At 33.0% G+C, this 12,471-nt stretch carries 18 protein-coding genes; 14 read left to right on the forward strand and 4 right to left on the reverse strand.

The features are described from left to right. The first annotated feature begins 170 nt into the window (after positions 1-170). On the forward strand, positions 171-293 hold the full coding sequence (locus AB0A59_RS12310) for a hypothetical protein (protein WP_458744188.1): 123 nt from the start codon (positions 171-173) through the stop codon (positions 291-293). A gap of 14 nt (positions 294-307) precedes the next feature. On the opposite strand, the gene AB0A59_RS12315 is transcribed toward AB0A59_RS12310, so the two are convergent. After that, complete coding sequence (locus AB0A59_RS12315; RefSeq protein ID WP_458744190.1) at positions 308-985, reverse strand: ribosome biogenesis protein; 678 nt, start codon at positions 983-985, stop codon at positions 308-310. A gap of 89 nt (positions 986-1,074) precedes the next feature. Here AB0A59_RS12315 and AB0A59_RS12320 point away from each other — a divergent pair, with 89 nt between their 5' ends. The 12 genes from AB0A59_RS12320 (at position 1,075) to AB0A59_RS12375 (ending at position 9,109) form a co-directional block, all read left to right on the forward strand. Continuing rightward, positions 1,075-1,383: a ribonuclease P Rpr2/Rpp21/SNM1 subunit family protein gene (locus AB0A59_RS12320; protein WP_458744192.1), complete on the forward strand. Its 309-nt coding sequence runs from the start codon at positions 1,075-1,077 to the stop codon at positions 1,381-1,383. Positions 1,384-1,469: 86 nt separating this feature from the next. Then, complete coding sequence (locus AB0A59_RS12325) at positions 1,470-1,922, forward strand: 30S ribosomal protein S19e (protein ID WP_458744194.1); 453 nt, start codon at positions 1,470-1,472, stop codon at positions 1,920-1,922. A 10-nt stretch (positions 1,923-1,932) separates the two neighbouring features. Continuing rightward, positions 1,933-2,226, forward strand: coding sequence for a DNA-binding protein (locus tag AB0A59_RS12330; RefSeq protein ID WP_458744195.1), 294 nt, complete (start codon positions 1,933-1,935; stop codon positions 2,224-2,226). Between the two features lie 106 nt (positions 2,227-2,332). Continuing rightward, positions 2,333-3,382, forward strand: coding sequence for a zinc-binding dehydrogenase (locus AB0A59_RS12335; protein ID WP_458744197.1), 1,050 nt, complete (start codon positions 2,333-2,335; stop codon positions 3,380-3,382). Positions 3,383-3,416: 34 nt separating this feature from the next. After that, positions 3,417-4,211 carry an HpcH/HpaI aldolase/citrate lyase family protein gene (locus AB0A59_RS12340; RefSeq protein WP_458744199.1) on the forward strand — a complete coding sequence of 265 codons (795 nt, stop codon included), beginning with the start codon at positions 3,417-3,419 and terminating at the stop codon, positions 4,209-4,211. Then, positions 4,177-4,302, forward strand: a complete 126-nt coding sequence (locus AB0A59_RS12345; RefSeq protein ID WP_458744201.1) for a hypothetical protein — start codon at positions 4,177-4,179, stop codon at positions 4,300-4,302. Before AB0A59_RS12340 ends, AB0A59_RS12345 begins: the two co-directional genes overlap by 35 nt. A gap of 72 nt (positions 4,303-4,374) precedes the next feature. Next, positions 4,375-5,034, forward strand: coding sequence for a riboflavin synthase (locus AB0A59_RS12350; protein ID WP_458744203.1), 660 nt, complete (start codon positions 4,375-4,377; stop codon positions 5,032-5,034). Positions 5,035-5,057: 23 nt separating this feature from the next. Beyond that, on the forward strand, positions 5,058-5,771 hold the full coding sequence (gene ribB, locus AB0A59_RS12355) for a 3,4-dihydroxy-2-butanone-4-phosphate synthase (RefSeq protein WP_458744204.1): 714 nt from the start codon (positions 5,058-5,060) through the stop codon (positions 5,769-5,771). Next, positions 5,768-6,226 carry a 6,7-dimethyl-8-ribityllumazine synthase gene (ribH, locus tag AB0A59_RS12360; protein WP_458744205.1) on the forward strand — a complete coding sequence of 153 codons (459 nt, stop codon included), beginning with the start codon at positions 5,768-5,770 and terminating at the stop codon, positions 6,224-6,226. The genes ribB and ribH overlap by 4 nt, the downstream gene beginning before the upstream one ends. A gap of 1 nt (position 6,227) precedes the next feature. Continuing rightward, positions 6,228-7,025, forward strand: a complete 798-nt coding sequence (locus AB0A59_RS12365) for a GTP cyclohydrolase IIa (protein ID WP_458744207.1) — start codon at positions 6,228-6,230, stop codon at positions 7,023-7,025. Further along, complete coding sequence (locus AB0A59_RS12370) at positions 7,022-8,392, forward strand: amidohydrolase family protein (RefSeq protein WP_458744209.1); 1,371 nt, start codon at positions 7,022-7,024, stop codon at positions 8,390-8,392. Before AB0A59_RS12365 ends, AB0A59_RS12370 begins: the two co-directional genes overlap by 4 nt. A gap of 15 nt (positions 8,393-8,407) precedes the next feature. Then, positions 8,408-9,109 (forward strand): dihydrofolate reductase family protein, encoded by a 702-nt coding sequence (locus tag AB0A59_RS12375; RefSeq protein WP_458744211.1) that lies wholly within the window; start codon positions 8,408-8,410, stop codon positions 9,107-9,109. 5 nt (positions 9,110-9,114) lie between these two features. Here AB0A59_RS12375 and AB0A59_RS12380 read toward each other — a convergent pair whose 3' ends face one another. Together AB0A59_RS12380 and AB0A59_RS12385 are read right to left on the reverse strand one after the other, a co-directional pair. After that, positions 9,115-9,630 (reverse strand): transcription factor, encoded by a 516-nt coding sequence (locus AB0A59_RS12380; RefSeq protein ID WP_458744213.1) that lies wholly within the window; start codon positions 9,628-9,630, stop codon positions 9,115-9,117. A gap of 741 nt (positions 9,631-10,371) precedes the next feature. Continuing rightward, complete coding sequence (locus tag AB0A59_RS12385) at positions 10,372-11,271, reverse strand: NAD(P)-dependent oxidoreductase (protein WP_458744214.1); 900 nt, start codon at positions 11,269-11,271, stop codon at positions 10,372-10,374. 91 nt (positions 11,272-11,362) lie between these two features. Here AB0A59_RS12385 and AB0A59_RS12390 point away from each other — a divergent pair, with 91 nt between their 5' ends. Further along, positions 11,363-11,812, forward strand: coding sequence for a hypothetical protein (locus AB0A59_RS12390; protein WP_458744215.1), 450 nt, complete (start codon positions 11,363-11,365; stop codon positions 11,810-11,812). Positions 11,813-11,862: 50 nt separating this feature from the next. Here the strand turns inward: AB0A59_RS12390 and AB0A59_RS12395 are convergent, their stop codons facing one another. Then, the gene (locus AB0A59_RS12395; protein ID WP_458744217.1) at positions 11,863-12,249 is read right to left on the reverse strand and encodes a hypothetical protein; all 387 of its coding nucleotides are present in this window, start codon (positions 12,247-12,249) and stop codon (positions 11,863-11,865) included. Positions 12,250-12,471 lie beyond the last annotated feature (222 nt).

Raw genomic sequence — 12,471 nt, forward strand, 5'->3', positions numbered from 1 at the left:
AAATATACATAGTCCTTAAAACTTCAAGATTTCAGAAGAATATAAAAAGTATTGTATTAATTACAACGTAAAATATTATAGTACAACAATTGTTTTTTTAAATAATATTGTTTTAAAGACAAAAATAATACGATACAAACCTTATATACATCCATGATCTATAACCCTCAATGTTGTCATTCTTACAAATTGTGATAGCGCCTGAAGCTTTTGGAGTTTGGATACCGTTAGCAGTTGGTTTAGGAATTGGGTTAATTTACGCATTAGCATCAATGGCCAGAAGGGCAAGATAAGCCCATTAATTTTTTTAGACTAGAATATTTTTTTCAAACTCATATAACAATCGAGAGATAATTATTTGGGATTCTAATCCCATATCTGAGATAGAGAACTTTTTGTTAAAATAAGAATCAATATTTTTTGAGAAATATCCCTTTGGAAAGCCACCTATAACAACACATCCATTTGTATATGAAGCTAAGTCAGAGCCTATTGATTCAAGGCTTTTAAAAGTACCTGTTGTTGAAAAGCCCCATACTATTTCAGGTTTAACAAACTCCTTTAGAAGATCTCCAAAATTAGTATTAGGTCGTAGATCCAATAATAATTGCCCATCTTCTGAGATTATTCTCTTATCTCTAAAAAGGTTTAATATTAGACCTTCGAATCGAGAGTAAGACTTGGGAAGCCTAACATTATTCCCTATTAAAATAACGTTATTATCAATCGTATGAATAAACACCCTAAGATGATTTCTTTTGTATAGAGGAGTAGCTAATGCATTCAGCAATGCAATGTGAAGGATATCAGGTCTCCCCCTCTTATAATCCTCGTCCAATTTAGCGGACATCATAGCAAAATGATGAAGAGATCGGTCCAACAAGATTTCTCCAGGTTTTTTACCACTATTACGAATTTTTTTAAGAGAATGATGCTTGAAAACATTGATAGGTATAGTTTCAAGAGAAGTATCCGCTATTATCAAATTTAACAAATGAAACTGATTTAAAGAGAAATAATTATTATTTAAAGATATATGATGCGAAAAGCCTATCAGTCACAATAAGGTTTGTCATGAAGAAGAGCGTTATAAAACAAATAGCAATGCAAAGAGTGAAGGTTTTGATTAATAGAGCACTATATTCTAAGGATGAATTCTCTGACCACCACATTGTCATTGCTAAAAAAATCATATTAAAGTATAAACTAAAAATTCCTTTTGAGTACAAGCTTCTCTTTTGCAAGAATTGTAAGAACTTTATCATCCCGGGTCGGGATTCAAGTATTAGGGTAGGAAGGTCAACCACAAAGGCTTTGAGAATAACCTGTAAATTATGTGGCCACACTTATAGAAAAATTATTGAAAAACCCAATCAATCCTGAAATTTTATATTTTTGGGGCAAACAGGTAGCAAGATAAAGAATAAGGATTATAAGGGAAAATTGATCAAAGGAATTTGTAATATTAAATGGCAAAGGTATTTGATGTTCCAGCAGACGACTTGATATTAAGATTATCAGATCAACTTAAAAAGGATAAGAAAATAAATCCTCCAGAATGGGCTAGTTACGTGAAAACAGGGCCACATGTGGAAAAAATTCCCCAAAACAGAGACTGGTGGTATACAAGATGTGCATCTCTAGTAAGAAAAGTATATTTACACGGTCCAATCGGAATATCTGATTTAAAAAGCTATTATGGAGGAAGAAAAAGAATTGGCTATAACTTAGATCATCATAAAGATGCAGGTGGTGCGATCATCAGAAATGCATTGCAACAGTTGGAAGCATCAGGATATGTAGAAAAAAAGGGCAAAGGCCGATCAATATCAAGTGAAGGTATGAAAAGAGTTGACAGACTAGCCACCGAGATTTTTAAAGATATATCTAAATTAAATAAAAATTTAGAAAGATACGCATAGAGGATCTAGTATGTCTGGCTCCCCACAATCTCATCAGCCTTCTGACGATGAAATTAGAAGGCAGCAGGCTGAAGCTGAGGCAATGAAGCAAAAAGCCCTGGCGATGTTATTAGATGCCGAGGCAAGACAAAGACTTACAAACGTAAAGATGGTAAAGCCAGAGCTTGCTTCAGCTGTTGAAAATTATCTATTCAACGCAGCTACTACTGGAAGATTAAATAGAGCAATAACAGACAATGAATTAAAACAAATACTTTCTACAATTCAACAACCAAAAAGGGATTTTAAAATCAATAGAAGATAAAATTTGAAACAAGTTCTTAATTTTTTTGCATATGTTTTAAAGGTTATTATTTAGTAACCTTTGATTTTGAGTTAACTATATTAAGCTTTTAAAATATCTTCTCCCCATGAAGGCAGCTGTTTTTAGAGAATATAACAAGGATCCCACTAAAGTAGTAAAAATTGAAGACATCGATGTACCAAAAATTAAAGCAAATGAAGTTTTGATAAAGGTTGAGTCGGCATCATATAATTATAATGATTTATGGGCAATATGGGGAGACCCAGTTAAAACACCACTTCCCCATATTTCTGGAAGTGATGTAGCTGGAACAGTAGTTGAGATAGGAGAAGATGTAACAAAGTTCAAGGCGGGCGACAGAGTCGTGTCTCATTCTAATATGAGTTGCAGAATATGTGAGCAATGTACAGCAGGAAGAGAGTATGATTGTAAAGAGAGAACTATATGGGGATTCCAAACAGGTCCCCTGTGGGGAGGTTTTGCTCAATATACACATTTGCCGGAAGTAAATGTGGCAAAACTGCCAGAAAATGTGTCCTTTGAGGATGCTGCAGCTATGTCAATGGTGGGAATGACAGCTTGGCATATGCTTGTTGGACGAGCAAGAATAATTCCTGGTCAAACCGTATTGATAATGGGTGGAACAAGTGGTGTAGGAATGGTAGGCATTCAAATCGCAAAGTTGTATAATTGCAATGTTATCGCCACAGCAGGAAACCAACAAAAAATGGATAAATGTCAGGAACTTGGCGCAGATAACGTTGTAAATCACAGAGAGGCAGATTGGTATAAAAAAGTAAGAGAAATCACCAAGAAGGAAGGAGTAGATATAGTGTTTGAGCACATTGGAAAGAACGTTTTTCCTCAAGAAGTTGGGCTGTTAAAAATGGGAGGCACACTCGTTGCTACAGGAGCTACAACAGGTTATGATTCTACTTTAGATTTAAGATACTTATTCTTCAAGGGTACCAACTTACTTGGTTCCACTCAGGGGACTAAGGCAGAATTAGAACAGGTCATTTATTGGACAAGCAAGAATAAATTAAAGCCACTGATTCATACGACATTGCCTTTTTCAAATATGGTAGAAGGTCATGTTATGATGGCAGGGGCCGAACAAATAGGAAAGATCATGACCAATCCCCAAAAACTTTAATTTTTTTATATCCAATTGTAAATACAAGTATATTGTGGGAAGATCAAGAAGTCTAATTTTTATTCCTGGAAATAATCAAAGATTTTTAGAAAAGTCTAGAACAATAAATTCAGACATTGTCTGTTATGATTTAGAAGATTCGGTACCTCAAGAAGAAAAAGAAATTGCGAGAGAAACCGTAAGAAGCACAATTCAAGAGTTTAATAAGATTAATGATATAAATAAGGAGCGAATACTGGCGGTAAGAATCAATTCACCAACATCTAATCAGGTGGCCGCGGATTTGAAAAAAGTCATCACTCCGGGAATTGATGCAATTGTAATTCCAAAGGTCGATGATGACAAACAAATAGCAGAAATTTCAAAAACAATAGATAAAGAAGAGAAAGAAAAAAACATCCAAAGCGGGATAATCAAAATAATCCCGTCGATTGAATCTGCTTTGGGAGTAGTTAACGCGTATAATATAGCTAAATCAGACCAAAGAATAACCGCGTTGGTATTTGGTATTTTTGATTTCTTACACGATATGAAAATTGATAATCAGGATATAGAGACGATCACCGGTTTTATGTATGCCAGGGCAAAAGTACCGGTAGATGCCAGAGCAGCAGGCATTGACTCTATTGATTCTATCTGGCAAGACATTCATGATCATAGCGGCTTGAGAAGAGATCTTGAGCAGGGCAAAAAGATGGGTTATAATGGAAAATGTATTATTCATCCGTCTCAAATTGAGCATGTACATGCAGTATTTAGCGCTTCATCTCAGGACATTGAATGGGCAGAAAAAAATGGTACAAGCATTAGACAGCGCAAAAAACACTAGCGCAGGTGCAGTAAAGTTAGATGGAAAGATGATAGATGCCGTGCATTACAAACAAGCTAAAAGAATTTTAGATTTGAGATATGAAAAATAAATCATCATCATCATCATCATCATTTAATGGATTGTAACAATCTTCAAATTATATTTTCAGTTACTATCAAGTGTGTTTACCGGAATTACAGAATATTTATGTGAAATAGAAAATATAAGTAGAAGCAAAAGTAAAAAGAATAAAAAAAAGAGCGATAGTAAATCAAATCACCATATCGAAATTACTATAATTTTACCAGAATCAAAAGATATCAAAATTGGAGATAGTGTATCACTAAATGGAGTATGTTTGACTGTTTCAAAGATTAACGATTCCAGAGCCACTTTTCAGGTTATTGATGAAACCATCAATAGAACTAATTTTATTGATTTAAAAATAGGAGACAGAGTAAATGTTGAAAGGAGCCTCAGAGTTGGAGACAGACTAGAAGGACACTTTGTGCTAGGTCACATAGATGGTACAGGCATAATTAAAAAATTAGTTCGAGGACTCTTGGGAAGTAGGATTAAAATAGAAATATTAAATAAAGATTTATTGCCTCTTATTGCTCAAAAGGGTTCAATAGCAATAGACGGAATAAGTCTCACTGTCGTAAACGTTAGAGATAGTATTGTTGAAATAGCATTGATTCCACATACGCTGGGGAACACAACACTAGGAATCAAGGAAGCTGGCGATACAGTAAACATAGAAGTAGATATTTTATCAAGGTATATAGCAAACGTCTACCAGCTTTCTGGTAATAACAAGAAAAATAGTAAGATATATTAATATTAATATGTAAAAAAATATGATTGACAAAGATATCAGAAGCCATAACTTCGTTAATGAATGGAAATTTTGTTTTAATTCATGACGATGATGGTCGTGAAGACGAGGTTGACATGGTCGTATCTTCTAACAACATAACGCCAGAACATATTGCTACGATGAGAAAGGATGCTGGCGGGTTGATTTGCACTGCAATATCAAAAGAAATAGCTACGAAATTGGGATTACCATTTATTTTTGATGTACTAAATATTTTTGGGACGACGAATCAAACCATTTCTTCTATTAATAGTAACAGCTCACCATATGGTGATAAACCTTCTTTTTCCGTTACTCTAAACCATATCAGCACTTATACTGGAATAACTGATTGTGACAGAGCCTTAACCATTTCATCACTAGCAGATATTTGTAATGATTTAAGTGATTATCAGAAAAATCAGAATTCAACCATTGAAAAGTTTCGTAGTAACTTTAGAACACCGGGACACAATCCTATTCTAATTGCTTCAAAAGGATTACTCAATGAAAGAAAAGGACACACAGAAATGTCAATCTTTCTTACCAAGATTGCAAATATGACGAACATCACAACCATTTGTGAGATGTTAGATCCATATAATTACAAAGCCTTATCATACGATGATGCAGTCAAATATGCAAGTGATAACAATCTAGTAATCATAGAGGCAAAAGATTTGATAACATATGCAGAATCATTTGAAAAACAGAGATGAAAATAAGAATTGGAATTGTTGTTTCAGAATTTAATAATGAAATAACCTTTGCCATGCTAAGTGAAGCTAAGAGATATGCAAAGGAACTTTCCTCAAAAATAACATACGTTTGCTTTGTTCCGGGAGTATTTGATATGCCTATGGTAGTACAAGAGATTTTAAAAAAAAATGATGTCGATGCAATAGTAACCCTGGGAGCCATAATAAAAGGTGATACCAGTCATGACAGAGTAATAGCTAACAGCACAATCAAGTTACTTAGCGAACTTTCTTTAAAATATAATAAACCAATATCCTTAGGGATCACTGGACCAGATATGACCTTTGATCAGGCCGAGGCAAGGATAATTTCCTCATCTCATCATGCAGTTTATACCGCGATTACAATGGTGAAGAGACTAAAAAGAATGAGAGATTATAAAATGAAAAGCAACGATACAAAAATAGTAGATTAGATTGGTTTGTCAAATAACAGTAATAAAATTAGAGGGTTACGGTGCGTGGACTCTAACCTTAGGTAGTGACAGGGAATATGCACTACAAATTCTGCAGTCAAAAATGTATGCAGATCTCCAAAAATATTTTTCTGCTAAAAACGGATTAGTATTTTCTAACCGATTTGATGAGTTTATTGCAGTGACAAATCAAATAAGCTTATTAGATCATAAAGAAATCTACGATAGACTTTCGATAAAAAATGAAAATATAAAGATATCAATGACGATAGGGACTGGAAAAACTCCACTAGAAGCTGACAAGAAAATACACGATATAAGGAAAGATGCAAAAAACACGATTTTTCCGAATATTTATGGTATAAAAGAAAATTACCAGATACATAGAGGTCAACAAACCAACGAAATACAAAATCATAAGAGTCTTGATAACTTGAAAATACTACACATTGACGTCAATAGCTCCACTTTGATAGCTGAAAATCATTCAAGCTATGAAATTACAAATTTAATAATGAGACTATATTTAGCAATATCAGATTCATTCCTCAAGGAAGAAAGTTTGACTTTCTTCTTGGGTGGAGATAATTTTATGATTGTCGCAAAAAACGATATTCATATTAAAAAAATAACAGAAATAGTAAATTTTTTAATAAGCTCAACGAGAATAAAGCTGAATTGCGGCATAGGAAATGGCATTAACGCGAGAAGAGCTGCAGAGAGAGCAACAAAGTCGCTTGATACAATAAGAGAGTACAGAAGAAGCGGAAAAATAATAAACGTTTTTGAATCGATTTGAAAAAGACATTAATAAAAAATGCATATATTTTAGTTGGCAAGGAGCTGCAAATAGTTCAGAATGGATCAATAGTAATTAACGAACATGGAATAATTGAAGACGTATCCTCATCCAAAAGAAATCCAGAAAAAAGAGGCAACCCTATAACTAATTCAGTTAATAAAGATAATAAAATTGAAGTTATTGATGCAGAAGGTTTTATTCTCCTGCCTGGATTAATAAATTCGCATGTTCATATAGGAGACGCCATAGGAAAAGACATCTCCGCTGATTCTGATTTAAATCAAAGAATACATCCACTGTATGGTATTAAAAGGACTATACTGGAAAGAACTCCGAGATCCCAGTTAACTCAAATGATAAGTAACGCAGCAATGTCAATGTTACATAATGGAATAACTACTTTTGTGGATTTCAGAGAAGGAGGACTAGAAGGAATATTCCTCGTACAAGATGCTGTAGGAGGTTTACCCATAAAGAAAATTATTTTGGGAAGGATCGATTTTAATCCTAATTACAAGGATACAAAGACCGTCAATAGATTTCCAGAAAATGGTAAAGATGATTGGTCGAGTAAAACTTTAAGGTATTCTAACCTAACAGATGAAAATGATAATTTTAGTCAAGGTAGTGAGATAATTAAGAATTGCGATGGCTTTGGCATCAGTGGTGCAAACGAAAATACTGATGAGATGTTACGGTTGTATAATAAAATAGTTATAAAGCATAAACAAAAACAAGCTGAATTCAAAAATCATAATAGAGACCCCTTGATTGCAATACATGCTGCGGAGGCCCAGACAGCAGTAATGGAATCCACAAAAAACTATAAAAAAACAGAAATTGAAAGAACACTTAATACATTAAACCCCGACATATATATTCACGTTACCAATCCATCGAGCTCGGATCTGCAATTATTATATCAGAATAGAAAGAAAATAGTCGTTTGTCCAAGAGCAAATGGAGTGCTTGGAACAGGTTTTGTACCAATAAGAAAAATGTTAGAATATAAATTTGAATTAGGTATTGGAACAGATAACGTTATGCTTAATTCTCCAGATATGTTCAGAGAAATGGATTTTCTGATAAAGAGTCAGAGAGCTGTTGAAAAGGATACCAGATTTCTCGATGCAAAGAAGGTACTAAAAATGGCTACAGTAAATGGTGGTAAAATTTTTAACTTAAATACCGGAAGTATTGAAAAAGGATTTCAAGCAGATTTACTTTTTATTGATAAATATGATTTAGATCTATATCCGATTCATGATCCCCATATGTCAATTGTACACAGATGCACAGAGAGACAATTAAAAGCGGTGATGATTAATGGTAATTTCGTAATGGAAAAAACAGTAATAAGATAAAGGTATCAGAGAGAAATGAAAATAATACTAAATGCAGCTACTAGTATTGACGGAAAGATCGCTACTGTTAATAGAGATACAAAAATTTCATCGATATTGGATCTCAAACGTCTTCATAGGTTAAGACGCAAATCTGATGTAATTTTGGTGGGTATTTCGACTGTCATAAATGACGACCCGTTATTGACAATCCGATATGGCATGAATAAAAAAGGCACTAAAAACCCTATTCGTATTATAATAGATAGTAAAGCTAGAATTCCCCTTCATTCCAAGATTGTAAAAACGGCAAATCAGATTGAAACTAGATTGGTGGTAACCTCTAAAGCCTCATCTACAAATTTGAAAAAATTGGAGAAGAGAGGTCTAAAAATAATTATGTTGGAACAAAGAAGAGAAGACAAAGAGAAGGGAGAAGAAAACAGCGCAGAAAAAGTGGATTTGAAAAAACTATTTAATCAATTAGAGGAGGAGGGTGTATCAAATGTCTTAGTTGAAGGTGGAGGAGAAATTAATTGGTCTATAATAAAAAATAACTTGTTTAATGAGATAATAATCACGATATCTCCTATGATAATCGGTGGGAAAAACGCGATATCCTTAGTTGGTGGAGAAGGCTACAAGACAATAAATGAAAGTTTAAAAGTAAAGTTGTCAAGAATACATAAAAAGAGTAATGGTGAAATAATTCTACATTACAAAAATATTAAAAAATAAGAAACTTATTTTACAGTATCTGAACTAAGTTGTTCTATTTTGTACCTTAGAGCATCTTTCAATTTGCTATTGTCCACCATATTCAATGGTTCTTTACAATTAGGACATTTAAAGAATAACTCTATTGCATAATCAAATTTTATTCTATCACAAGCAGAATTACCGCAATGGTAAAATTCAGATGATTCTTCATATTCAAGTCTATTTTGCAATCTTTCTAATATTTTCTTCTTCTGATTATCAATGAAATTGTCTACATTGTCTCTCTTTGCTCTCCACCTATACACAAACCACCCCTTTTTCTCATCTTTAACGCGTATACCCGTTATCAATGCCTTTCCAAAAAGATCATAGAGAACTTTCCGTATAATATTTATTCGAAGACCTGTTGCAATAGCTATTTCTTCGTCAGTTGAATCTTCAGTTTTTAATAACGCTTTGGCAACATGATGATATTCTTCCCCTCCAATAAGAGATGCAATTTTTACAAAAGGATCTTCACTACTGTCAACACTTCGCATAAAGATATACTATAATAGCGTGACTAAATGATATATAGTTTTCCTATGACTGTGAGAAATTAGGGTTATCCATAGAATACCTTAGAATTTGATCGGGTTTTGACGTATTATTATAATTATAATAATTACATAATTATTATAATCATACTATATTCATCACCAATTCATGTTAATGACTGTATACTCAAAATATGCAATAAATCTATGGAAAACGTAAATTTCAGCTAGTACCCATAATACAGTACTTTCTTCATCTAGATGTCTGTTGAATTTTTTGTCCAGTCGATTTGCATCTGCGACTTGTGTTATTCAATATACCAGATAAATTATTCCAATAATAAATAGAAGGAGTATAGGGATGGAGGGGCAGAAAGTTGGGATCTATACTATTTCGTAGTATCAAATTGTCATTAATTACAGGTACTGTATCCTGATTGGAATATAGACCAAAAAATTGGTTTTTACCCACGCCTATAGTAAAAATCAAGAAAACAATTAACAGTGAATAAATTAGCCAACCCAATTGCAAAAAACCAACACCCTACTCCTCACTTTGCCGATATACATGTGACCTATACCGTTAAAGAGGACTAATCCAAAGAAAAAAGCCAGAATAAATTCGATGCCACCGCTTTTAAAGGGCATAACTGCCCGAACCACATTTGATAAAAAAAAGAAAATATAAAAATATAGTTATGGTAATACTAATTCAATATTTATTCATCGATCACATTAGACTGTTCATTTGGGATTTAGATCTTCCAAAAACTGGTAAATTACCGAGTAATCTTTATTTCCTCTATCTTCATTGTTGTTAGCTGCCCTAAAAAGCTGTTGTGATAAGGACGTCATTGGTAGAAAAAGTCGCAAATTTTGTGAAGCATCCATCATTAAATCTATATCTTTTAACATGTTTTTTAGGAAGAACGAAGGAGAATAATCATTCCTTATCATCATTTGACCCTTCCTTTCACTAATTCCAGTTTTAAGTTTAGTAAGATTAAGAATTTGTAAATAAAGATTAGGATCTATTCCACTGTGTTTGGCTAAAATCAATCCCTCCGACAAGGCCAAAGTAATTATAGCAATATTTAGATTAAGTGCCAATTTCATAGAATTTGAAACTCCATTGACTTGGCCAACATACAATACATGTTTAGAAATTTTTTCTAAAACATTACAAATTTTTTGAAAAGAATCTTTATTTCCCGAAACGAGAGAAATAAGTTCACCATTTCTGGCATCATTTGGTCCACCCATCACTGGGGTGCTCAGCAACGTAAATCCATTTCGCTTGCTTACAAGATTTGAACAATACAAAGATTGATCAGAATTCACTGTTGTACAATCCGCAATGATTAGTTCCTTGTTACTACATTGCATTATACCATCAGTGTGAAATAGAATTTCCTTTAATGATTCAAAATTAGTAACACATGTTATTATTAAATCACTATGTTCAGCCACGGTTCGGGCATCGCCAAATGTTTGTGCACCCTTATCTTGGAAGTATTGGAGTTTGGATTTATTCCTGCTGTAAACATTAACCTTAGTATTTAGGTCTATTAATCGTTCTATTATTCCAGTCCCTAACATACCAACCCCGATTACACCAATCGCCATATCGCTATTTAGTGACACGATCTTTGAGCATATTAGAACAGTTTTAAATGTATGTGCAATTGTCAAATAAGAAGAATAAAATAGATACGAACTTGATCACACATAGTATATGACTTTTACATTATTGGTTGGTAATAACTTTATATCAAATAGTCCAAGAAGCGTAATGTATAACGAAAAAACTTTATTCAAACTAGAACAAATTTCAGACTTACACAATCCTTCTATTTCTATTAATATAGTCGATGCTAACAATAAATCAATAATTAAAGTCGAAGAGAACGCATGCAAGTATTGTTCTCCAGATTTGATAATAAAAAGATCCCAGCACGAACATATTTTGATTGTGGATAAAACTGGTGAGATAGTATTTGAATCAAGAATACTAGATAAAAAAACAATTCTAGTTAGTGGAATTTTTTACGTTGATGATCTAAAACTCACAATTACACAAAACTATATTATTCTTCCAACCCAAAAGTGGATAATGCATGATAAGGTCGATGCAAATAATAAAGATATAAACATTACAAATGAAGGGATAAGAATATCCTCCTGACGATATTAATAGATTGGTCATACCATATGAAAATAAGAACCGATCATTAGCTATCCACGCTTCTCTTTGTCCACAATCCAATTACCCGACTTTTTTTTAAGAATTATGGTTCCAATAAATTTTCCACTGCTATAAACTTTGCAATATTCTTGGCTTATTCCAAAAAAGGCCTCAACAATATTACCTTTTTTGTGATATCCAGCCTCAATTACTTTGATATTTAATTTTGAACTTGATTTTTTTATGATGTTTCTAGCTATACTCCAATCACCATTCCATTCCACCAAATCGAAATCTCCAAAATTTAAGGTATGCAATTGGTTGTTCGTAATTGAAATTTTAAATGATTTATTATTTTTCATGATAAATTCGTTTATCCATTTTATTGCTGCATCGCCCTTTCCCTTTTCTATTCCAAAATTATTCGCACTAGCCAAAAAATATCAAGATATAATAATATGGTTCTCTATAAATATATAAAAAAATAAAAAACAGGTAATTTGTTAAATATCAAGTAAGTTTGCTTAGACATCTTGTAATTTGTCAAAGGGACTATTTTCACTGTATTAAAGGAAGAGACACCGGAATTAATGCAGAGCTGTTCAATATCATGAGCAGTGTTGGCCTCAACCATAATAATCAATTCATGTTGAAGCATG

The organism is Candidatus Nitrosocosmicus sp. T, from assembly GCF_054408485.1.